This is a genomic window from Paenibacillus sp. J45TS6 (genome assembly GCF_018403285.1).
Classification (GTDB): Bacteria; Bacillota; Bacilli; order Paenibacillales; family Paenibacillaceae; genus Paenibacillus.
Genome location: NZ_BOSJ01000007.1, coordinates 58,598 through 80,312, shown reverse-complemented (window position 1 = coordinate 80,312; position 21,715 = coordinate 58,598). Strand labels below are relative to the sequence as shown.

General features: G+C 43.9%; 20 protein-coding genes. 9 read left to right on the top strand and 11 right to left on the bottom strand.

Translation table 11 applies throughout. From position 1 onward, the window contains the following. Nucleotides 1–119: 119 nt before the first annotated feature. The gene (locus KJS58_RS12300; protein WP_213532811.1) at nt 120–581 is read right to left on the bottom strand and encodes an AraC family transcriptional regulator; all 462 of its coding nucleotides are present in this window, start codon (nt 579–581) and stop codon (nt 120–122) included. Between the two features lie 227 nt (nt 582–808). Then, nucleotides 809–1,486: a hypothetical protein gene (locus KJS58_RS12295; protein WP_213532810.1), complete on the bottom strand. Its 678-nt coding sequence runs from the start codon at nt 1,484–1,486 to the stop codon at nt 809–811. A gap of 127 nt (nt 1,487–1,613) precedes the next feature. On the opposite strand from KJS58_RS12295, the gene KJS58_RS12290 reads away from it, so the two are divergent. Together KJS58_RS12290 and KJS58_RS12285 are read left to right on the top strand one after the other, a co-directional pair. Next, on the top strand, nt 1,614–2,159 hold the full coding sequence (locus tag KJS58_RS12290) for a DUF6199 family natural product biosynthesis protein (protein ID WP_213532809.1): 546 nt from the start codon (nt 1,614–1,616) through the stop codon (nt 2,157–2,159). Between the two features lie 101 nt (nt 2,160–2,260). Beyond that, complete coding sequence (locus tag KJS58_RS12285) at nt 2,261–3,490, top strand: aminopeptidase (RefSeq protein WP_213532808.1); 1,230 nt, start codon at nt 2,261–2,263, stop codon at nt 3,488–3,490. Nucleotides 3,491–3,663: 173 nt separating this feature from the next. On the opposite strand, the gene KJS58_RS12280 is transcribed toward KJS58_RS12285, so the two are convergent. Continuing rightward, nucleotides 3,664–4,539 carry a DUF1835 domain-containing protein gene (locus KJS58_RS12280; protein WP_213532807.1) on the bottom strand — a complete coding sequence of 292 codons (876 nt, stop codon included), beginning with the start codon at nt 4,537–4,539 and terminating at the stop codon, nt 3,664–3,666. Between the two features lie 280 nt (nt 4,540–4,819). Between KJS58_RS12280 and ald the strand changes: the two genes are divergently transcribed. Beyond that, on the top strand, nt 4,820–5,947 hold the full coding sequence (gene ald, locus KJS58_RS12275) for an alanine dehydrogenase (protein ID WP_213532806.1): 1,128 nt from the start codon (nt 4,820–4,822) through the stop codon (nt 5,945–5,947). 99 nt (nt 5,948–6,046) lie between these two features. Here the strand turns inward: ald and KJS58_RS12270 are convergent, their stop codons facing one another. Further along, nucleotides 6,047–7,264, bottom strand: a complete 1,218-nt coding sequence (locus KJS58_RS12270) for an MFS transporter (protein ID WP_213532805.1) — start codon at nt 7,262–7,264, stop codon at nt 6,047–6,049. Between the two features lie 159 nt (nt 7,265–7,423). Between KJS58_RS12270 and KJS58_RS12265 the strand changes: the two genes are divergently transcribed. Next, on the top strand, nt 7,424–8,272 hold the full coding sequence (locus KJS58_RS12265) for an AraC family transcriptional regulator (RefSeq protein WP_213532804.1): 849 nt from the start codon (nt 7,424–7,426) through the stop codon (nt 8,270–8,272). A gap of 81 nt (nt 8,273–8,353) precedes the next feature. On the opposite strand, the gene KJS58_RS12260 is transcribed toward KJS58_RS12265, so the two are convergent. Then, nucleotides 8,354–9,274 (bottom strand): PD-(D/E)XK nuclease family protein, encoded by a 921-nt coding sequence (locus tag KJS58_RS12260; RefSeq protein WP_213532951.1) that lies wholly within the window; start codon nt 9,272–9,274, stop codon nt 8,354–8,356. Nucleotides 9,275–9,427: 153 nt separating this feature from the next. On the opposite strand from KJS58_RS12260, the gene KJS58_RS12255 reads away from it, so the two are divergent. Then, on the top strand, nt 9,428–10,141 hold the full coding sequence (locus tag KJS58_RS12255) for a serine/threonine protein kinase (RefSeq protein ID WP_213532803.1): 714 nt from the start codon (nt 9,428–9,430) through the stop codon (nt 10,139–10,141). A gap of 83 nt (nt 10,142–10,224) precedes the next feature. Here KJS58_RS12255 and KJS58_RS12250 read toward each other — a convergent pair whose 3' ends face one another. After that, the gene (locus tag KJS58_RS12250; protein ID WP_213532802.1) at nt 10,225–10,677 is read right to left on the bottom strand and encodes an SRPBCC family protein; all 453 of its coding nucleotides are present in this window, start codon (nt 10,675–10,677) and stop codon (nt 10,225–10,227) included. Between the two features lie 143 nt (nt 10,678–10,820). On the opposite strand from KJS58_RS12250, the gene KJS58_RS12245 reads away from it, so the two are divergent. Continuing rightward, complete coding sequence (locus KJS58_RS12245) at nt 10,821–11,645, top strand: AraC family transcriptional regulator (protein WP_213532801.1); 825 nt, start codon at nt 10,821–10,823, stop codon at nt 11,643–11,645. Nucleotides 11,646–11,713: 68 nt separating this feature from the next. On the opposite strand, the gene KJS58_RS12240 is transcribed toward KJS58_RS12245, so the two are convergent. The 3 genes from KJS58_RS12240 to KJS58_RS12230 all read right to left on the bottom strand — a co-directional run bounded on the left by KJS58_RS12240 (nt 11,714) and on the right by KJS58_RS12230 (nt 16,136). Continuing rightward, the gene (locus tag KJS58_RS12240; protein WP_213532800.1) at nt 11,714–13,450 is read right to left on the bottom strand and encodes a cellulase family glycosylhydrolase; all 1,737 of its coding nucleotides are present in this window, start codon (nt 13,448–13,450) and stop codon (nt 11,714–11,716) included. A gap of 227 nt (nt 13,451–13,677) precedes the next feature. Continuing rightward, a complete protein-coding gene (locus KJS58_RS12235; RefSeq protein ID WP_213532799.1) occupies nt 13,678–14,976 on the bottom strand; it encodes an NCS2 family permease in 1,299 nt (432 codons plus the stop codon). Between the two features lie 281 nt (nt 14,977–15,257). Further along, nucleotides 15,258–16,136, bottom strand: a complete 879-nt coding sequence (locus KJS58_RS12230) for an AraC family transcriptional regulator (RefSeq protein ID WP_213532798.1) — start codon at nt 16,134–16,136, stop codon at nt 15,258–15,260. Between the two features lie 181 nt (nt 16,137–16,317). Here KJS58_RS12230 and KJS58_RS12225 point away from each other — a divergent pair, with 181 nt between their 5' ends. From KJS58_RS12225 to KJS58_RS12215, 3 genes are read left to right on the top strand one after another with little or no spacing between them, the layout of a single operon-like run. Continuing rightward, nucleotides 16,318–17,382 carry a Gfo/Idh/MocA family protein gene (locus KJS58_RS12225; protein ID WP_213532797.1) on the top strand — a complete coding sequence of 355 codons (1,065 nt, stop codon included), beginning with the start codon at nt 16,318–16,320 and terminating at the stop codon, nt 17,380–17,382. Continuing rightward, the gene (locus KJS58_RS12220) at nt 17,379–18,236 is read left to right on the top strand and encodes a sugar phosphate isomerase/epimerase family protein (RefSeq protein ID WP_213532796.1); all 858 of its coding nucleotides are present in this window, start codon (nt 17,379–17,381) and stop codon (nt 18,234–18,236) included. The genes KJS58_RS12225 and KJS58_RS12220 overlap by 4 nt, the downstream gene beginning before the upstream one ends. A 47-nt stretch (nt 18,237–18,283) precedes the next feature. Further along, complete coding sequence (locus KJS58_RS12215; protein WP_213532795.1) at nt 18,284–19,165, top strand: sugar phosphate isomerase/epimerase family protein; 882 nt, start codon at nt 18,284–18,286, stop codon at nt 19,163–19,165. A 155-nt stretch (nt 19,166–19,320) separates the two neighbouring features. On the opposite strand, the gene KJS58_RS12210 is transcribed toward KJS58_RS12215, so the two are convergent. Together KJS58_RS12210 and KJS58_RS12205 are read right to left on the bottom strand one after the other, a co-directional pair. Further along, nucleotides 19,321–20,601 (bottom strand): glycoside hydrolase family 27 protein, encoded by a 1,281-nt coding sequence (locus KJS58_RS12210; protein ID WP_213532794.1) that lies wholly within the window; start codon nt 20,599–20,601, stop codon nt 19,321–19,323. A 108-nt stretch (nt 20,602–20,709) separates the two neighbouring features. After that, the gene (locus KJS58_RS12205; RefSeq protein WP_213532793.1) at nt 20,710–21,591 is read right to left on the bottom strand and encodes a helix-turn-helix domain-containing protein; all 882 of its coding nucleotides are present in this window, start codon (nt 21,589–21,591) and stop codon (nt 20,710–20,712) included. Nucleotides 21,592–21,715 lie beyond the last annotated feature (124 nt).

Below are 21,715 nucleotides of genomic sequence, written 5' to 3'. Positions count from 1 at the left end.
AGCCAATATTTTCTATATTATTACCTATTCATTCTAAGATCGAAGCACTTTTGTTTACTAAAATGCAAACAAACCGGAGATAAGATATGCTCTTGATCCCGGTTTGTAACGTGGATTACTTAATTTATATCGGTTTTTACAGGCACACATATTTCGCAATAATCATCCAAGATCATATGACCCTTGTATCTTTCAATCATCGGTTTGTTATCCATGTGATATCCTCCGCTCTGTATCGCAGGGAAGATTTGATTCCAAGCTTTCTGAATATCTTCTGCTGTATGTTTTAGCTTAAAAATAGCATAGTCACCAGAAGGCAGCTCACTTTCACTAATGATATTATTCATTTGATAATCTTGGGGAATGACAATGCAAGCATCATATCGGCATTGTTCAGGAGGCGTTGTTTCGGGATTATCCTGCGAAATTCCGAACAGGACCGCAGATTCAGTGAGCAGGTTTTCTTCCTTTGCCCACTCCTTTAATCTTTGCATTCCCTGGTTGTTATCAGAACCATATGGGCCTACTTGTCGTACATAGGCAATGCGAACACTTGGCAGAGTTTCAATATCAAAATTCATTTCTTCTTTCCTCCTCTTTCAACTATATTAGGTGCATTTCGAATGCTATCATGATATAAAAATTTATTCATATGTTTTTTTGAATGAATTGAATTTTCCTAAAGCCTGGGGGCTGATTACATCCACTTAAGTACATAGGTAAAATAAAAAAAAGACTGCAGGCAACTAGTTTAAACTAGTTTGTCTACAGTCTATTGCACACCTCATGTAAGAGGTGCCCTGTCATTTTAATACCAGTCAGTTAATCGGGTTTGATCAAAATCAACGCCGTACACCACATCATTTTCTATGATCTTCCAAGATTCCGCATTGACTACACAATGAATAAATGTAGATTTAAACACTTCAATCGTTGCAGGTACGGCCTTGATGACTCTTTCGATCGGTGAACCTTTGCCTGAATGGAAAGCTTCCACAGCCACTTCATTCGCTGCATTAGAAGCGAGGTCAAAGCAACCTTGTAATTCATTTATTATAAATTGATCCAAATGGTTTGGAAACTTCATATATGCATAGATCGTTAGTTCAGAGTCACGTCTTTTTAAACAAGGGTAAGTGAATTTCACTTTGCCAAATGGGGTTTTAAAAGCATTTTTACATGCTGCAATTTTAAATTCTGGAACTTTGATGGCAAATAACCTCTTATTGATCTGTTCTATTTCCGTTAATGGCTGAAGGGCAGGAAGAACGAACTCACTTTCATTAGGTACCAATTCATACTCGATATGTTCGGGGTCTGGCGTTGTGATAAAGAATTGCGGCATCGCCGCCTGAAGCTCTTTTTGAATATCAGAAGGCAGATCAATCAGATCAACGGCATCTCCGTGGTCTTCCACTTCCTCATAAGGAATCGGTTTATCTGATCGATAAAAATTGTAGGCCCACTGCGCTTTTATACGGTTCATGTATATCCTCCTCGTGCTTATCTCTAGGCTAATGTATGCACTCTCGACGCCGTATGTGAATGATGTACAGATAGATGGTTTGCTATGGTACACTTAAGCAGAAGGAAAAGATAGGAAGTGTTATTATTTGACCGGTTTTATTGGATTTTTGTTCATCATTTCAGGACTCATTGTAGCAATCTCTCCTTATTCAGCATGGTATTTATCTTATGGTTGGAGATTTAAAGATGCAGAACCGAGTGAGTTAGCATTAAGTACAGAGCGAATTGTCGGCATTGTCCTCGTAATCGCCGGGTTTATTACGGTGATATCCAGCTGTTCTGCGGGAAGCGCGGATCGAAATTGGCCAGATCAATTCAAAGAGAAACTTACTGCAGGCGAGGTTCAAGAAATATCCATTGGTTTCGTAACTCCTGTAACCCTGACAACTGAAGAAACAACCGAAGTGGTCCGTATGATGGACGAAGCAGAACTCATACCTATGGATTCAAGTAATGTGTATGGGGCAAACAATTCGGGTTTCATTAAGTTCACAAATCAGACCACTGTAGAAATCGAGTTTTTCGGTAATTCTGGCAGGATTGAGTTACACCCAAATCATATGGATAAAATATATATCATTGATAGCGAAGATCTAGAAAAGTGGTATACGGCGAATTATTCAAACAAGTAATCGTGCAAAACTGTTGCAAACTTTAACTCATTGGTAAATAGCGGTACACTAGAGAAGAGAAATGTAGTAAAACGGATCGCAAAAAAAGGAGATGGCCCGATATGGATTTTCAAACCAAGCTAAATAATTATGCAGAACTACTCGTGAAAGTCGGGATAAATGTACAAAAAGGGCAAACCGTCGTCCTGAACATATCCATTGAATTACCTGAACTGGCTCGTGCTATCGTCAAAAAAGCATACGAAGCGGGTGCCTACAAAGTGAAAGTCAACTGGTCAGATGATGAAGTATCCCGTATTCACTATGATATGGCATCTGAGGAGTCTTTCCTGGATGTACCAAAACATACAGCAGCAGAACGTATCGAACAAGCAGAGAATGGTGCTGCTTTTATTACAATCAAGTCCGATGATCCTGATCTGCTCGCAGGTGTATCTTCTCAAAAAATCATTAACGCGAACAGAACACTCAGCACTGCACTGACACGTTTCCGTCAGCTGACTCAATCCTTTAAGGTAAGCTGGTCCCTTGGAGCTGCTCCTTCTAAGGGATGGGCTGCTAAAGTATTCCCTGACCTGCCGGAAGATCAGCAGATTGCGAAGCTGTGGGACGTTATTTTCCAAATGGTGCGTGCCGATCAGCCTGATCCGGTTGGTGCTTGGGAGAAACATATCGCAACACTCAAAGAAAAAAGCAATTACCTGAACCAAAAACAATATAAAAAACTGCGCTACGTTGCTCCAGGTACAGATCTTACGATGGAACTTCCAGAGAATCATATCTGGCTTGGCGGTAATAAGGAAAATGAAAAAGGGGTCTGGTTCGTACCGAACCTGCCGACAGAAGAAGTCTATTCTGCTCCGCTGCGTACGGGTGTGAACGGAAAAGTATCCAGTACGAAGCCGCTCAGCTACAGCGGGAACATCATCGACAACTTTACATTTACGTTTGAGAATGGACGTGTCGTTGACGTGACGGCAGAAAAAGGGGAAGAAACGCTGAAAGGTCTCGTTAACATGGACGAAGGCGCTCATTATCTGGGTGAAGTTGCCCTTGTACCGCACCATTCTCCAATCTCAGACAGTGGAGTCCTTTTCTACAAAACATTGTTCGATGAGAACGCAAGCTGCCATCTCGCGATCGGAAGTGCCTATTCTGCATGTATCGAGGGTGGAACCGAAATGACTCCTGAGCAGCTGAATGAGCATGGTCTGAACACGAGTACAGTTCACACCGACTTCATGATCGGCTCTGCCGAACTCGATATCTATGGTGTTACTGCGGACGGAACAGAAGAACCTGTATTTAAAAAAGGAAACTGGGCGTTTTAATTCACGCACATAACAAAGAAGAGGTTGTTCCTATTCACCGTATGGTGATTTCGGGCAACCTCTTCTTTTTATTTCAACACCCTATACTTCAATTTAACAATGTAAGGGACAATACTTTATTTGGAAAAGAATCGTTCTCAGACTCTTCCGCAATCCATAGTAAAGTGTATGATCTACACTCTGGATAGCCCCGCCTTCGTTAGAGAGATCGATGCATTTTTAAAAGATGCTTCCCCAGTCGTGCCGGTCTTGAAGTCCTCTACTCCCTCTAGCATAATCAGAGGCTGAGATCTTTCTGCCATTGTACGGAGCACATACCAAAATTCCAAATCGCCCATGCCCAATTGATGAAGCGTATTGCCTACTTTACGAAATAGACCATCAGGAGAATGCTCTCCAGCAGCAATCTCTTTCATAACCTCCCGCTCCACACTCCCTATTCCATCAGGTTCTGACGACAGACGAGAAAGGTAAGCAAGATACGCTTCTTTTGCAAAAGGTAAAGCCGAGGTATCGCCGTCCAATAAATGCTGCAGCTCATCTAAATCTCTTGATGCGTATGCTTTCCACAGTGCATCACCTAGCTGAAGTTCCTTGCTGCTTACCAATTGCCACGTACCGGATAGTGTCAGCAGCTGTTCAGTCGTTAACTGACCTAAGCCGCGGAACCGCTCAATACCTGGAAATTCGCCAATCGTAAGCAGATTAAGCTTCGTATTCCCCAGATCTTGATGAGCGAAAAAGGACAACAGATAACAAAGCATCGTCTGATCGAATAGATCATGTTCGAACCATAATACTACCTCGTCGTATTGCCGGAACTTAGCAAGTTGCTCTTCCTGCTGCTTAGAGGTCATCCTATATTGTTCAGCTGGAATGCCTAAATTCTGCTCTAAGTACTTCGCCCGCACAGTGAGATGAGCATCCGTATTCATCTCCTCGAATACAGGTCCAACCGTATAGATCTCTCTCCAGACCAGAATATCACCTTGTAACGACCCTTGCTTCAGCTTCTCTGCAACGACATCTCCATTCACAATATGCAGCATTTTTCTTCCTCCCTCATACAAGCTTGAAATACAGAGCTTTTGATAACTCACCGCATGGGCCATCCCGCTGAAATGTCGCACGAGCTCCTGAAATGCTTCCGGGTCACCCTGTTGCGCCTTTATTATCTATGATTGCAAAATGAATCTCCTCTCCTGACGTCATTCTCCTGCTAGTTTTCTAAATAATAGACATTATATAGGATGCATTTCCACACCCTCCCACATAAAATTGTAATATAGCTACCACACATTATGGAATCTTATAAATGAGGTGATTCCCATGATTATTGGAGTACCGAAAGAAATAAAAAATAATGAAAATCGTGTTGCTCTCACCCCGCAAGGAGCGGCTGAATTCGTTCGCAAAGGACATCAGGTTTTCGTGGAATCTAGTGCAGGTATAGGCAGTGGCTTTACGGATGCAGAATATGTTGCTGCAGGTGCTGAACTGACAGATGTAACCTCTCTGTGGAATCAAGCGGACATGATTATGAAAGTAAAAGAACCTCTGTCCAGTGAATATGGATATTTCAGACCTGAACTTGTTTTGTTTACCTATCTTCACTTAGCGGCCGAGCCTTCCCTAACCCAAGCGCTGATCGATAGCGGCGTTACCGCCATTGCTTATGAAACGATTACGGCAGGTGGAACACTTCCGCTCCTCACACCCATGAGTGAAGTGGCAGGCCGTATGGCTGCGCAGATCGGTGCACAGCTGCTTGAGAAAAATAAAGGTGGAAAAGGAATTCTCCTATCCGGTATCCCTGGTGTAAGCCGCGGGAAAGTAACGATTATCGGCGGAGGTATTGTAGGAACAAATGCGGCCAAAATCGCCATCGGACTTGGAGCGGATGTTACGATCATCGATTTAAATGTAAATCGATTACGAGAATTGGACGATCTGTTTGGGAACAGCATTCACACCTTGATATCTACGACAGCAAATATTGCTGATGCGGTTGCTTTTTCTGATCTGCTGATCTGTGCGGTACTCATTCCTGGCGCAAAAGCTCCTCGTCTCGTTACCGAAGACATGGTTAAACGCATGAGCCCAGGTTCCGTTATTGTCGATGTAGCGATAGACCAAGGCGGCATTGTGGAGACCATTGATCACATAACTACTCATGATAACCCAACGTATGTTAAACACGGCATCGTTCATTATGCAGTTGCGAATATGCCTGGTGCGGTCCCTCGTACTTCTACCCTCGGTCTTACCAATGCAACTTTACCTTATGCACTGAAGTTCGCAGACCACGGAGTCCTGGAAACGTTGAAGCTTGACCCTGCCGTACGTGCCGGACTTCATGTTTTCCAAGGACAAGTTACTTTCGAAGCAGTAGCAAGAGATTTAGGTTATGATTATACGCCGGCAGACAAAGCGATCACTAATGCATCTTCAACTTAATAATACTGTTTTTACAGAAAAAAAGAGATTGCTCTCGTAAAATTCTACGTAAACAATCTCTGATTTGTTTCTGCTATCGAATCGTTATACCCCCTATTTTTACGATGACATGTGTGTCCCGGAAGCAGAAAGTTCTTCTTCTCTCATTAGAGTACTTGCGTTCATCTGCATTCCCTGTTTACGATCTAGACGATGAGACACCGCAGTAATCACAAGGGCAATGAGCGTAAACCCGGCGGCTACCCAAGGCAGTGCACCAAGCCCGCTAATATCAATCATTAACCCGCCTACAAAAGAACCGATCGCTATCCCCAGGTTGTTTGCTACCGGCATGAGTGAGGTCGCGAAATCCTTTGCTTTTGGAACATACATGTAGGCAAGATCAATTAAATACAGCTGCGTGGAAGCATTCAGAATATAAGAAGTCAGCGCAATGAGAATCAGACTAATTAATCCGATGACCGGCAGTGCAGCCGTCAGCCCGAATAGAATAAAAATAACGGCTTGCAGGATAAATACAATCCTCAGCTTTCCTACATAATCCCCGGAAGCAATTCTTCCGCCAATTAGATTACTTACAATCGTAACTAGACCATAGGCGAATAACACCGTACTGAACAAGCTGCTTGGCAGCTGCATGACCTTACCCATGATCGGTGTAATATAGGTAAATACGGTAAAGATCGCTGCGGTACCCATGGCCGGAATAAAGAACGCAAGCAGGATCCGATAGTTAGTAAGGAGAACGAACTGTTCTTTCGCCGATACATTCACGATGGGTATATCTCTCGGTATGTAGATCCAGTTCAGTAAGAGGGCACCTGCCCCAAGAATAGAAACCAGAATAAATGTGGCTGGCCAGTCAAAATGTTGACCTACAAGGGTACCGATCGGTACACCAAATACATTCGCAATCGTAAATCCGCCAAGAATATAGGAAATTGCTCGTCCGCGCCTTGCTTTTTCCACGTAATCACTTGCTACCGAAATCGCGAGCGATAAAGAAAGGCCACACAAAATGGCAGTCACTACTCTCGTCCCCATGAGGAACGCAAAAGAGGTAGAGACCGCACTCAGCATATTTAGCACAATAATGAGCGTAATTCCTGTTAATAGAAGCAATCGTTTAGGCAAATGACCTAAGACACTCAGGATAAGCGGTGTTCCAATGGCATAGGCAAGCGCAAAACCAGAGATCAAAATACCTGCTGCTGCAAGCGTTACCCCAAAATCACCTGCAATCTCACTTAAAAGCCCCACGATGACATATTCTGTGGTTCCCAGAATAAATGCCATGAAAGTGAATGAAAATATCAATCCTTTTTCCTTTGGATATGGCATGGTTTTCTCCTTTATGTATCTAAATCTGTTCTTCATACAGCTTACGGCGGTAGTCTTCGATTCACAATGAAACATATTGCTCGTTTTTGTTACAATGTTATATATCTTGCTATTTTAGAGAGGAACGGATTACAAATGCCTGACATAAATGCGGGGATAACTGGAACCTATAAAGTAGACTTGGATGATCGCCTGCTGTATACAGGACACGTGAGCAATAACCCCGACTGGCAGTTTCCAAGCCATAAGCATGAAGATCTGTTTGAGATACTGGTCATTAAAGAAGGAGAAGGCAAGTTTACCATTGGAGATATAGAGTATGATGCAGCCGAAGGTGACGTCCTTATTTACAATAAAGGGACTCTTCATGCCGAGAAGTCTTCCAAAGATAAACCCATATATATTTGCTATTGCGGCTTTCACTCCCAAAAGGAATGGATCATTCCGCCGGATTGTGACCCTGTTATTCGTGCTAACAGCTATTCCGCTGAAATGATCACCCTGATGGAACTCCTATTCGAAGAATCTACGATTCGGGACGAAGGGCATGAACAGATCTGCCAGCACTTGCTGCAGTCGATCCTGCTTCTTGCTTCTCGTATGCTAAGCAAGCAGACCCGCTCGCCAGACACCGGCAGACAACAGATAGTCCTTGATATTAAAGAATATATAGATATGAACTATACCCAGCCTCTGACTCTCAAAAAAATGGCTGACCATTTTAATATAAGTCCGTATTATTTCGCTCATTTATTTAAAAACCGTTACTCCACCTCCCCCATTCATTACATGATTCAGCGAAGGATGGGAGAAGCAACACGGCTCCTTGTACAAACAGAGATGAAAGTATGGGAAATTGCCAAATTAACAGGATATGAAAATGCGAATTATTTTTCCATACTTTTTACGAAAGTGGTAGGCATGTCCCCTCGTCAGTATCGTGATAACCATAAGAAAACTTTATCTTACCCCTCCAGAGAGTAGCCCTCTTGCTTCGCTGTAGGTAGAATAAACAACGACATCGACATACCAAAAAGACACTGGACATCATCCAGTGTCTAGTCACTACACCGCCCGCGAGCTGCAAATTTCACGAAAATTGCATTCTCCGCACACTCTTCTTGACGGCATCGGTGTAAAGAAAGAGATGTCTTTGGGACGATTATAGTAATCATCCGCAAGACAGGATTTCATTTCTTCAATATATCGTAAGGTCGATGCAGATACTTTATCAATATCTTGCTGCGTAGCCTGATAGGTTTCACACTCGCCTGTGAGCAGATATTCAACTCTCATCTCGATGTGTTCGTACGGAACATTATAGTGCTCATGAACATAAAGCGCATAGAGATATAGCTGATCTGTAAAATCATTCTCTTTGCCAGTCTTCCAGTCTACAATGACAATATGTCCCTGTTCATTTCGGTACAGGACGTCCATCTTCACGTACACCCTCGTATCATGCAAAATCATATGATCCCATTTCTCGATCTCCATAATATGGGCTGCGCCGCTCTCTACTTCTTTCCATGTTCTCGTATGATACAGCTTGTCAACGACCGTTTGCATACGGGACTTAATAGAAGAAATTCGGTCTTTCAGCTTGTCATCTTCATCATAATAGATTTCGGATAACATGGTTTGATATTTAGGACGAAGATGCCAGCCAGTCACATCTTGCGACTCTTTGTACGCCTGGTTAAGCAGTTCTCTCATCTTTTGGTGTAAAAAAGAAGCCTCCGGAACCTTGCGTTCCTTATCCCAGCTGCGAATCACGGACTCGCACATCTGATGAGCCAGATTCCCAAATACGAGATAGAGATTGCTGAGCTGTTTTAAACGGTAGGTCTGGACTTGGTCCGGTTCTGCCGTTTCTAATTTCCACCCATTATGAGAACCGTAATAATGGTAATAATATTTACGAAGACAATCATCAAATATGGCGGCTCTAGAACCAGAGTATGACCAAGGAGGATACGTTGTTATCATAAGCATCTTCTGCCTTTCTTTGCAATCTGTCATCGCTTTGTTGTATTGTATTTTATCATAGAATAGTAATAGAAACCTACGGCGGCCTACTCCTGTTTACACCGTTACTAAACAGAACAGGGCTCGAAATATGAAGGGGTTGTCACGTACATGGATCGTTACCCAAATCACCATTTGGAATTACCCGATCTAGAGAAAATTGATTCTCTCTTGAGTCAGGTTGATATCATCGGCAGCGATGATAATGAACTTGTGAGTATTACAAATAAAGCTAGCGGCGTACAATGTATCGGTGTTGGAACCGACGCAGCTGTATTTACGATCGAACAATATCCGCAATTTGCATTTAAAATATATTCTCCTGAAGCGATGGAAAAGAAGACGATTGAAAAATCAGTCTACGACCGGCTTGCCGGCTCTCCTTTTTTCGCTGTCTGTTATGGAGAAGGTGATCGTTATCTTGTGCTCAGTATGGAAACAGGGCCCACACTGGAAGATTGTCTTATGGAGGGAATTCCAGTTCCTGAACAGGTCATTCTTGATGTAAAAGAAGCCCGTGCGTATGCGGTAAGTGTAGGGCTTAACCCGAGAGACATCCACCTAAAAAATGTAGTCAATCAGAATGGTCGCGCCAAAGTGCTCGATGTTTCTGAATATGTAAAAGAAGGGGATGACCAGCGGTGGGATCATCTCGTTTGGGCTTATTACCATGTGTATCCACGGTTTAACCAAGTTAAGGTCCCGCGGTGGGTCATCGATACCGTGAAAAAGTGGTACCATCGCCGCAATAAAGCTTCCATGAATCTAGAAGATTTCGCTGCAAGAGTAACTCGTTTATACGATAAAATGTCACGTAAAAAATAATTTTAAATCCCTGTAGCAAAAAGACTCCCTTTCTGTTTAAGGGAGTCTTTTTGGCGCATATCGCAGGAGCATGTCCTACTAGATTAAAAGCCGAAATGTAATGTCTTTCCTGTCTCTGCGAGGGTTTTAATGTTACTAAGAATCATCCACCAGTGACTCTTTGTGCTTTCGTAAGAGGGATGATTTTCGCTCCACTGATCATTAATTAAAGTCAGTTTCGTACAGTCCCCAACCGGAACAAACAGATACGTCATTCGTGAGGCAAGCTCCTCGTGATTCTCCTTGTAAGACGGACCCGGATGTTCTAAGCAGCTAAACTTAACTCCAGGTTCATATGACAATACCTCTCCATATAGATGAATGGTCCTCTTCCCGTCCTTTCCCGGACCTACATATTGAAAGGAAGACCCGGTCTCAAAAGAGGATTCAAGCGTACATCCATAGAATATTTTCTTAGTATTTTCAGGCTGAAACAGGGTATCCCATACTTGGTCTGGGCTTGCTCCAATATAAAACTCGTAATGCAAAACTTCCACTATAAATCACTCCCTATCTCATTTTTCACACAGCAGTGTAGTCCGCTTTTTGTCGTTATTTCTTTGAAGTTGTACTTCCATCTTACTCGCTTGATCTACTAAAAGTATTGTAAAAACGCGACTCTTCGCTGGAGGAGAACCTTATGTCTAAATCAATAGATCAGCGCTCTCTCGGCCTGCTTCATCATGAATACGGCAAGCAGCACTTTACTCTGAAACGTTACCATCCTCATGAAGAACTCAGCCGGTTTATTAAACATTACTGGATCGTAGAATGGAACCTCCCTCCTGGAGAGATGTTTACTCAAGATGTCATTCCTAATCCTTGTGTAAACTTGGTCATTGAGCGAGGACGCACCTTCTTTTTTGGTCCTTCATCTACGAAGTATGGTCATCAGCTAAGAGAAGAAGGCTGCGTATTTGGCATCAAATTTAAGCCGGGCGGCTTCTATCCGTGGATTCAAAAACCGATTATCGGTTTAACTCATGCCCCTATTCCTGCTGAGTCTCTACTTCCACACTCTAATCAGGAGCTGGAGTCTATGTTTCTAAACAGACAGATATCCCATAATGAACTTGTCCAGCAAATGGATCAGCTGCTCCTTCCCTTGCTGCCGTCTGTAGACGAGATGGGTCTCGAAGTAGAACGTATTACGACCTATATACAAGATCATCAAGAAATCACGAAGGTAGATGATGTGTGCACTTATTTTCAAATCAACAAACGAAAGCTGCAGCGTCTTTTTCAGCACTATGTCGGTCTAAGTCCAAAAACAGTCATACGACTCTACCGTCTTCAAAATGCAGCAGAAATATTAGGCCAGGGAGACACGCTCCAACTTCTGAAGCTAAGTATGGATCTTGGCTACCACGACCAGTCTCATTTTATTAAAGACTTTAAAGCCGCTGTTGGAACAACACCAGAAGCTTATGTACGCAAAGAACAAAAGAGGATCACCCGGTCCTAGCCGGTGTGACCCTCTTTGTTGTTTCTGTTACTGCGTATTTTTTTATATCTGTTACTTCTTACCAATTATTACATTACAGTGCCTGTAATCGTAGTCCCGCTCTTATGGAGTTTGTAAGAATGGATCTCTCCGCTCCAGAAATGGAATTTCAGAATCACTTCTCCGTCTTTTACTTCATTAAAGAAATTAGGTTTCAGCGTAATTTTTCCATCCTCATAAGAAGGGCTGAATGTGTATTCAAATTCTTTAAAAGAAGTCCAATTCTGTGGACCTGCATTGCTTCCATCTGTATAAACAGCTTCCATCGTAGCAAGCAAATCGCCGTTGAATTGAACCGGAATTGCAAAATTATCCGTTGTTCCTTGTGCTTTCTGCAGCTCAGGTGTACTGTTTGTGATTACACGGAACTTCCAGTCTGCGCCTTTGTTGAACTCCGCAGTAATTACGGCATTCACTCCATACTCGCCTGAAGCTGTCAATTCTGCTAATTTTGCTGCTTTGATGGTGAGTTTCTCGCCAGAAAGAATATATTCTTTCCCTTTTTTCAGGTTCTTTCCATTGACACTCAGTTTCGTTAACCGATTGCCGTTCAAGTTCATTTGGATCTGCTGATCTTGCCCAGCTGCGCCTTTTTCCACAAAAATTAGATCCGTTTCAGCGGTAGCGGAACGTGTCTTCCGTCCTGCTTTCATCATGTCAAAAAGGTCCTGATCAGACCATTTGTATTCCGTTCTGCTAAAGTGCTGTCCGTTATCCCACAGCATATGTGTAATATTTTTTTCTTTTAGAACATGCGTAAGGTATTCAAAGAACTTCAGTTTTTCACCTTGTTCAATCGTATTCGTACTTTGGTCAAAACCAAGCAACCCGTACTCACCTAAAATTACGGGTATACCTTTGGCAACAAAGGTGTTGTATACGTTATTAAAAGTTTGATCGATATCATTTTTTGTATCCTCTTCGAAACGAGTGTAGCCGGCAATGTTCACACTAAATGGCCAGAAGCCATAGTAATGAACGGTTGCAATGATGTTCTCATCATTCAGTTTTGTAATTGTGCTAGACAGCGCGTCCATACGCTCTTGTGATGGAGATGCTTCAAGTGTAGATAATACGAGTGGACGAGTAGCGTTGATCCCGCCGGACTCACGGACTATTTTATGAAAAGATAAATTCAGCTCTTCGAGCATCTCTAGCTGTTTCTCTTCATCCGTTGTTCCGCCATCGGTAAAGCGCGGTTCGTTCACACTTTCAAACATCACCTTGTTAGACTGATTCTTGAAGTGATCGGCAATTTGTGTCCAAATGGCATTGTATCTTGCAAGGACTTCGTCATGTTTTTTCTCCATATGGCTGATCCAGACCCAAGAATCGTGATGAACGTTAATCATGACATACAGCCCTTCATCAAGAGCCCACTGGACTACTTCCTGAACACGGTTCAGATAAGCAGGGTCCACGGTATAGTCTGGCGCTGCTCCGATATGGGAATCCCAGGTCACTGGAATTCGAATACTTTTATATCCTTCATCTGCAATATTCTGAATTAATTCTTTCGTGATGCGTGGATTGCCCCAAGCCGTCTCATCTGCACCTACTGCATCCAGAGAGTTTCCAAGATTCCATCCTGGCTGCATATCGTTTACGTAAGATTGAAGCTTAGATTTGTTGCCTTTTGCTGCGTCAGCTTGTGTAGGGCTCAAGGTAGAAGAAAACAGGGAGAGAACGAGTGCAAAAGCCAGAGAAAGCGTAAGCGTAGATTTCCATTTTCGATTCAACCTTATACATCTCCTTTGGTTACACATATTTTGGAAGCGCTTCCCAAAAAGAATAACATATCCATACATTCTTCACTACCCTGCGAATTGGTGACCATTTCATATGTTAATTAGTGGAATTAATTTCAAATCTCTTTAGTTATGTATTCAATTATGCCTATGTAACTAAAAACAAAACCCTAAGATCATCGTAATTCTCATTACGTGGTCTAAGGGTTTGAGTAACTATATTCTAGTAAAACAACTCGAAAGTTCTAGTGTTCGAGGAACACGAGCTGGATGAAGAACAAAATTGCAAAAACATAGAAGATCGGATGTACATCTTTCCCTTTCCCGCGCAGCAGTTTCAGCAGAGGGTAGAAAATAAATCCTACGCCGATCCCTGTTGCAATACTGTGTGTAAGCGGAGTGAGAATAATGATGAGAAATGCCGGGAAAGCTTCCTCCACATCAGACCATTTAACCTGGCTGATTGCATTAATCATAAAGTAACCTACAATAATAAGCGCCGGAGCGGTAATTGCGGAAATGCCGGATAATACACCGATCAGCGGCGAGAAGAACAAGGTCAGTGCAAGCAGGATACTTACCACTACTGCAGTAAGACCCGTACGGCCGCCTGCTGCTACCCCTGTGCTGGATTCAATATAAGCTGATGTCGGGCTTGTACCGAGCAAAGCTCCTGATGTTGTACCTACCGCATCCGCCAGAAGTGCTCCGCGTGAACGCGGGAATTTACCCTCTTTGATAAGGCCCGCCTTCTCTGCTACCCCAAGCATGGTGCCTGTTGTATCAAACAAAGTAATTAGTAAGAAAGTAAAGATAACGGTGTAAAGTCCACTGGAGAATACACCTGCGATATCAAGTTGGAAAGCGGTTGATGACAGCCCTGTTGGCATCGATACGATGGATTCTGGCATCTGAAGCAATCCCATAAACCACGCAATAATGGCCGTAACTACCATCCCGATAAATAAGTACCCTTTTACGTTATATGACATAAGCACCACAGTAATGAGTAGTCCAATAATCGTAAGCATGGTCATTGGATCTGATAAATTACCTAGTGCAATTAGATTCGATTCGGAGGCAACAATAATTCCTGCATTTTGAAGTCCAACCGTAGTAATAAAAAGTCCGATCCCTGCCGTTATGGCATGTTTGAGGCTGCCCGGTATGGCATCTAAGAGCATATATCTAAAGGAAGTTAGCGACAAAATAACAAATAGCATTCCGGCAATGAATACTGCACCAAGTGCTACCTGCCAAGAAACTCCATATCCCGCTACGACACTGTATGCGAAAAACGCGTTAAGCCCCATTCCTGGCGCGATGACGATCGGATAATTTGCACCAAGTCCCATAATAAGTGTACCAATGATACTCGCAAGCACGGTTGCAATGAATACACCGTTAAAATCCATTCCCGTACTGCTGAGCATACCCGGATTCACGATGACGATGTAAACCATTGTAAAGAAGGTCGTAAGCCCCGCAATGATCTCCGTCGGGATGGTCGTGCCTCGTTCTTTTAATTTAAACCATTTTTCCATTGAAGCTGTGCCTCCATGACTTGTATTGTCATTCGAATCAAAACAAAAAATCCTAATTCTTCATATAGGATGACAAAATATAGGCTCCTATATTCGTAAGTAGGATATAAGTTACGAATGACTGAAGTGTAAATCATTATTGTATTGATTATTCATTCATTTATCCTGTCTACATTGTGTAAAAGGACAATAACAAGAATATTAAATATAACAAAAGAAGTCAACTATTTCACAAAAAAATCACGGTTAATCCCGAACTTTTACAGCCCCATATGCTTCCATTATTCGCTTTTGATGGAGGTTCGGATGAAAGAAGGCGGTACTTGTTTATATTTTTTAAACGTCCGGCTGAAGTAAGAAATATCATTGTACCCTGAAGCAAGGGCTACCTCTGATATGGTCATTTCTGTATTGCGAAGCAGATATTCCGACTTATTAATTCGGAACTGATTGATATACTCAGTCACTGTCTTGTTCGTCAATTCACTGAATAAGCGGCTGAAATGAAAACGGGATAACCCTGCCTTATGAGCCAGCAGCTCCACCGATAGTTCCTCCAGGTAATGCTCCTCGATATATTTAAAGATGGGAGCAAATCTCGTTAAATTTTTGGTGCGGCTGTTATATTCAGCACTCGGCATGTACTCTGCTATATGTCTACGGAACAATATCGTCAGCATCCGGTACATACTCGATTTAATGGCCATTTCATACCCAAGTTCTTTCCCCTGGAACTCTTGAAGAATTTGTTCAAATGCCGTGCGCAGTTCAGAATCATCAGGAATGTGGTTTTTGAACATGACATTATTTTGAGTCATCGGGGTAATGAACTTCGTCCCCACTGCATCAGGCGATGGGCTCTGTAGTAGAGACAGATCCGTGATCAGCGCATTATACAGTACGTGGCCCGATACATTGATTCCGTGGTGCAGGTCATTACTATTGAGGATGATAAGGTCCCCTTCTTTGACCTGTGTTTGCTCCGAATTGCATTCGATAATCGCTTCGCCTTGTGCAAAATATAAAATTTCCATATGTTCATGAAAATGAGGATGAAATAAGATTTGCCCTTTTTCGGTCGACTCACAATAATGGAGCTTCAGTGGAAACTGCGGATCAGGCATATCCATCGGTTCCCGTAAAGCAGCGTCTCTAAGCATAGGCCATCCCTCCACTCATCGCACATTTGTTCAAATAATCAGCAACGCTCTACATGGCTTTCCCCGCAGGGTCTCACTACAATAAAGGTAATTCTAGACGATAGAAAAAAGGAGATAATCCTTACACTTCTGTTGTCTAGTATATCCTATCCTAGAAATTGAAGGGAGCACAAATTTACATATGACAACACTTAAAATTGGTGTAATTGGTGCTGGGAGCATCTCGCAATATCATCTAACACCTTACAAAAACAATCCAAATACGGTTCTTCATGCGGTATGCGATATGAATGCCGAGCGGGCCAAACAAACCGCTGATAAATACGAAGCCCCACATGCCTATAGTGATTACAATGAACTGCTTGCTAATGAAGAAATCGATGCCGTCAGCATCTGTACGTGGAATGATACCCATGCGGAGATCGCCATTGCAGCTCTGAAAGCAGGTAAGCACGTTCTAGTGGAGAAACCGCTTTGCCGTACAGTAGAAGAAGCTTATAAGATTCAACAAGCAGTACAGGAATCGGGTAAGATTCTGCAAGTCGGCTTTGTTCGCCGTTATGATCCTAACGCACAAATGCTTCGTTCTTTTATCGATAATGGAGAATTTGGTGAAATCTATTATGCCAAAGCATCATACATTCGCAGACTCGGCAACCCAGGCGGCTGGTTCTCTGATTCAAGACGTTCCGGCGGCGGCCCGCTGATTGATATCGGTGTCCACGTGATTGACCTCTGCTGGTATATGATGGGCAGACCAAAAGTGAAATCGGTTACAGGTAATACCTACCGCAAGCTAGGAGATCGCTCTAATATCAAAAATCTTTCTTCCTATAAAGCAGCCGACTATAACCCGAATAATCAAGATAATGATGTAGAAGATCTAGCAAATGCACTCATTCGTTTTGAGAACGGCGCTACCCTAATGGTTGATGTCAGCTTCACTCTTCATGCAAAGGAAAATGAAGGTTCAGTGAAACTATACGGAGAAAAAGGCGGATTCGAGATCGATCCAGAAGTTGTCATTGTTACAGAAAAGCACGATACGATCATCAACATCAGCCCGCAAACCGACAGCAAAGGATTCCAATTTGAAAAAGCATTCCAAGCAGAGATCGATCATTTTGTAGAATGCGTTCAGACAGGTAAACAGCCGATCAGCCCTGTGGAAGACGGCGTAGAAGTCATGAAAATTCTTCGTGGTATTTATGAATCCGCAAGTACAGGAAAGGAAGTATACCTATGAAACTTGGACTCAGTTCCTACAGCTTGTATCAAGCACTCAAAAAAGGAACGATGACGATTGCAGATGTCATTGATTTCACAGCCGATCATGGCGGAGAACATATAGAAATTGTACCGCTTGGTTATAACCTGACAGAACAGCCTGAACTAATTGATCTTATCGTAGCGAAAGCTGCGGAGCGCGGTATTGAAATATCCAACTATGCCATTGGCGCCAATTTTCTTGTAGATAGTGAAGAAGCCTACCAGCAAGAAATTGCACGCGTGAAAAATGAAGTCGATATTGCAGACAGGCTCGGCGTGAAGCTGATGCGTCATGATGTAGCTTCCTCTCCCGATGTATCTATCGCCAATTTCAATGCAAATATAGACCGGCTTGCTGCCGCTTGCCGGGAGATTGCGGAATACGCTGGCAAGTACGGTATTACAACAAGTGTAGAGAATCACGGCTATTTCATTCAGCACAGTGACCGGGTTCAGGCCCTGATTCACGCAGTGAATATGCCTAACTTCAAAACGACACTCGATGTAGGTAACTTCCTATGTGCAGATGAACAACCGCTCGCTGGTGTGAAGAACAACCTTCCTTATGCATCCATTGTGCATATTAAAGACTTCTATGTACGCCCTGCCGGCCAGAATCCAGGCGATGGATTTTTTAGATCCACTGCCGGTAACTACCTGCGCGGAGCAGTGGTGGGTCAAGGCGATATCCCGATGCGCGATGTTATTCAATTGGTAAAGGCCTCGGGTTATGACGGATATCTCAGCCTTGAATTCGAAGGCGTTGAGGACTGTGAATTTGGAGCACGAGTGGGTCTTGCCAATGTGAAGAGATTTTGGGACGAAGCTTAAGCTTTCGTAACTCACGGAATAAGTACAATCAATAAGGAGGCTTCAGTATGTCTTTTACAAATAAAATCGGCGTTATGTCCGACAGTTTTCAAGTCGGACTGCGAGAAGGTTTGAAGAAGTCCAAAGAAGTTGGTGCAGAAGGTGTACAAATCTATGCCGTATCCGGCGAGATGTCACCCGAGAACCTTTCTACTACTGCACGTAAAGAACTGAAAAGCTATATTGCAGATCTCGGACTTGAAATATCGGCTCTCTGCGGTGATCTTGGCGGTCATGGATTTCAAGATGCTGCGGCTAATCCTGAAAAAATTGAAAAGTCCAAACGCATTCTTGACCTCGCTGTAGAACTGGGAACGAATGTGGTCACCACACATATTGGTATTGTTCCTGATGATGTAAACGGTCCGATCTACGCTGCGATGCAGTCTGCCTGTGAGGAACTTGGCCTCTATGCGAAGAGTATGAACGCCTACTTTGCCATTGAGACGGGACCTGAGCGCTCTGCTCATCTCAAAAACTTCCTTGATACACTCAGTACGAACGGCGTATCCGTTAACTTTGACCCGGCAAACATGGTCATGGTAACAGGCGATGATCCCGTGGAAGGCGTCAAGATCCTGAAAGATTACATCGTCCACACCCATGTGAAAGACGGCAGACAAATAAGACCTATTGATCCCAAAGAGGTCTATGGTTACCTTGGATATGAAGGCATGACACATGAGAAAATTGCAGAAATGGCTTCTTCCGGTGCCTCTTTCCTGGAGGTTCCACTAGGCGAAGGCCAAGTTGATTTTGATGCGTACTTTGCTGCGCTGCAAGAGATTGGATACAAAGGCTATCTCACAATTGAGCGTGAAGTGGGTGCTTCACCAGAAGAAGATATTCGGAAAGCCGTTCAGTTTATTAAAAAGTACCGCGGGTACTAAGGAAACCATATTAGGATGCTGGCTTTTAGGCGTGCTATTTGGGCAAAGAGTCTCAAGCGAATCACTCTTTGCCCCTTTCGTCAACTTCGCCGTGAACATTTGTAGATACAATAAAGAGATCTGTCCATCACGGGCAGATCTCTTTATTAATATTCTTAATAGAACCGATAGAGACGTACCCCATGCGGCGGCACAGTGGCCTGAAGCACACCTGCCGTAAGTTCCGCTGGTGCTCCGCTCCACAGTTCAGTGCCAGCAGTGCTGCCTCCCAGGCCAATTTGCTTAATATCTAAGTCTAGCGGAAGCAGGCTCTCACCGATATTAAATAGGGCAGCGTAGCGAGTGCCTTCGGTGCCTTCGGCCGTCCAGACGATGAGATCTCCTTGGTGTAATGCTTCTTTGGCTCCGCGGCTCTCCTGATGCATGCGCAGAACCTCACGGTTCGTAAGCAGCGATAGTGTCCAGTCGTCGCAGTCCCGTAATTCGCCGCCAAAGATGAGCGGTGAGCGGAAGATGCTCCAAAGCGACATCATTGTTAACTGTTCGTCGCGTGTAAATCGGGTCCAGCGGTCCGCCCCTCCGCCATCCACCGAGCGAATGCCGATGTGACCGAGCGGCAGCATGTCGCAGTCAGGCCAGGAACCTGCCTCTGGTATGCCCTGCCATGCCCGGCACCGATCGAACATATCCAAAAGGAGCGGCCACTGATCCCAAAAGTCATCTGTGACACGCCACATGTTCGCATGCGAGGTAAAAAACTCTGCATATTCCACCGGAGCAGGCCCAGGAGATAGGCTTAACACCATGGACCGACCGCTGTGTTCGATCGCTTTTGCAATCATAGCGATCTCCGGCTGATGGGTGTCATAGAGCCTGGAAGCTGCAATATCATCCACCTTTACCAAGTCAACGCCCCACTCTGCGTACAATTCAAAGAGAGAATTGTAATAAGCTTGTGCCCCTTCCTTCGAAGCATCCACGCCATACATATCCGTATTCCATGGACAGATCGAGTTCGTATGCGCAATATCCCGTGCGGTCGCCGTCGTACCGAGAATGGAAGTGCCAGCATGGGCCGCTTGCCGAGGTATGCCGCGCATAATATGAATACCAAATTTAAGTCCAAGGCTGTGTACATAATCGGCTAACGGCTTAAATCCTTGTCCGCCTGCCGCAGAGGGGAAGCGGTTCTCAGCAGGCATGAGCCGGGAATATTCATCCATTACGAGTGGAACAAACGGCCGGTATTGTGAGGAGTTCGCATGAGGCTCGTACCACTGAATGTCGACGGTAATGTAGCTCCATCCGTATGCTTTGAGATACTGTGCCATGTATTCCGCATTGCCCCGAATTTCCTCTTCTGTTACGGCTGCACCGTAGCAATCCCAACTATTCCAGCCAAGCGGCGGCGTAGGCGCTGCAAGCTTATGATCCATTTTAAAAGCTCCTTTACTGATTAATATTGCTCTTGCTATGTTTAGCATAGTAAAGGAGATTAGCAATATCTATAGTAATCTTGAAAGCCGGATAGTAAAATATTGCGGTCAGTCAAAAAATAATTTGCGATAAGCAAGGCAGTCGCCCCCACTTCGAAATTCTCCTGGTGTAAGGCCTGCCACGCTGCGAAACGCTTTAATGAAATAACTTCCGCTCGAGTAACCAATCCGATCGGCAATCGCCTCCATGCTAAGGTCAGTTCCCCGAAGCAGCTCCATCGCTTTCTCCGTACGGACACGCGTCAAATAAGCACCTGGCGTCAGGCCCGTGCTAGCCGAAAATCGGCGGATCAAGTGATATTTCGACAGAGAGACATACTCGGATAGCTGATCGATACTGATCATCTGTGAATAATTGGCTTCAATAAATTCAGCTGCATACCTTACATTTTCAGGCCAGTTGTCCCTGTTCCGCAAAGTTGTTACCTGCAGTCTAGCTAGTTCTGTCATGAACTGATAGACGCAAGACGATGCGATCAAGGGATCGGTAATTCTGCCCGCTGCCGCATCCGCCACGATCATTTGTAATATCCGAACAGGCGCACAATCCATAGGCAGATGCAGTGTCTCCCCCGCTTCACCCATAAACTTACGCCAGTGGGGTAAGATCAGATTGGGCCGGAATAGCAGGAATAGAAAATCCCAAGGCTCTTTTGATTTCGGGTGATAATAATAGCGGTGAGGTCCTGGAATTTCAGCGAGAAAAGCTTGTCCAGCGGTGATATGGTGAGTTTGGTTCCCAGACTCATATACCCCTTCGCCATTAATCGTATACTGGAACAGCAGGAGAGGCCCATCGGTCCGCTTCTGTCCGTCCCAATGATAAGAAGGATCGGTGATCGAATCATAACCGGCTGCAAATAACACGCACAGCTGAAGCTCCTTATCTTCGGCGAATCGAAAACCATAGGTACCTTTGGGAATGTTCATAAATATCCTCCTTATAGCGAAGATGCTCTAGTAGTAAGAAACAGTATGTAACTAATCATATGACGTAATCTTTGTTGTCGCTATAAAAATACACTATAAGCAAAGATGTTAAGAGGTCCTCAAG

What these genes read in the sequence shown, in the direction of transcription:
- KJS58_RS12300 (WP_213532811.1), bottom strand. Translation starts at nt 581, where the DNA reads ATGAATTTTGATATTGAAACTCTGCCAAGTGTTCGCATTGCCTATGTA.
- KJS58_RS12295 (WP_213532810.1), bottom strand. Translation starts at nt 1,486, where the DNA reads ATGAACCGTATAAAAGCGCAGTGGGCCTACAATTTTTATCGATCAGAT.
- KJS58_RS12285 (WP_213532808.1), top strand. Translation starts at nt 2,261, where the DNA reads ATGGATTTTCAAACCAAGCTAAATAATTATGCAGAACTACTCGTGAAA.
- KJS58_RS12280 (WP_213532807.1), bottom strand. Translation starts at nt 4,539, where the DNA reads ATGCTGCATATTGTGAATGGAGATGTCGTTGCAGAGAAGCTGAAGCAA.
- ald (WP_213532806.1), top strand. Translation starts at nt 4,820, where the DNA reads ATGATTATTGGAGTACCGAAAGAAATAAAAAATAATGAAAATCGTGTT.
- KJS58_RS12265 (WP_213532804.1), top strand. Translation starts at nt 7,424, where the DNA reads ATGCCTGACATAAATGCGGGGATAACTGGAACCTATAAAGTAGACTTG.
- KJS58_RS12255 (WP_213532803.1), top strand. Translation starts at nt 9,428, where the DNA reads ATGGATCGTTACCCAAATCACCATTTGGAATTACCCGATCTAGAGAAA.
- KJS58_RS12245 (WP_213532801.1), top strand. Translation starts at nt 10,821, where the DNA reads ATGTCTAAATCAATAGATCAGCGCTCTCTCGGCCTGCTTCATCATGAA.
- KJS58_RS12240 (WP_213532800.1), bottom strand. Translation starts at nt 13,450, where the DNA reads ATGTGTAACCAAAGGAGATGTATAAGGTTGAATCGAAAATGGAAATCT.
- KJS58_RS12235 (WP_213532799.1), bottom strand. Translation starts at nt 14,976, where the DNA reads ATGGAAAAATGGTTTAAATTAAAAGAACGAGGCACGACCATCCCGACG.
- KJS58_RS12230 (WP_213532798.1), bottom strand. Translation starts at nt 16,136, where the DNA reads ATGCTTAGAGACGCTGCTTTACGGGAACCGATGGATATGCCTGATCCG.
- KJS58_RS12225 (WP_213532797.1), top strand. Translation starts at nt 16,318, where the DNA reads ATGACAACACTTAAAATTGGTGTAATTGGTGCTGGGAGCATCTCGCAA.
- KJS58_RS12220 (WP_213532796.1), top strand. Translation starts at nt 17,379, where the DNA reads ATGAAACTTGGACTCAGTTCCTACAGCTTGTATCAAGCACTCAAAAAA.
- KJS58_RS12215 (WP_213532795.1), top strand. Translation starts at nt 18,284, where the DNA reads ATGTCTTTTACAAATAAAATCGGCGTTATGTCCGACAGTTTTCAAGTC.
- KJS58_RS12210 (WP_213532794.1), bottom strand. Translation starts at nt 20,601, where the DNA reads ATGGATCATAAGCTTGCAGCGCCTACGCCGCCGCTTGGCTGGAATAGT.
- KJS58_RS12205 (WP_213532793.1), bottom strand. Translation starts at nt 21,591, where the DNA reads ATGAACATTCCCAAAGGTACCTATGGTTTTCGATTCGCCGAAGATAAG.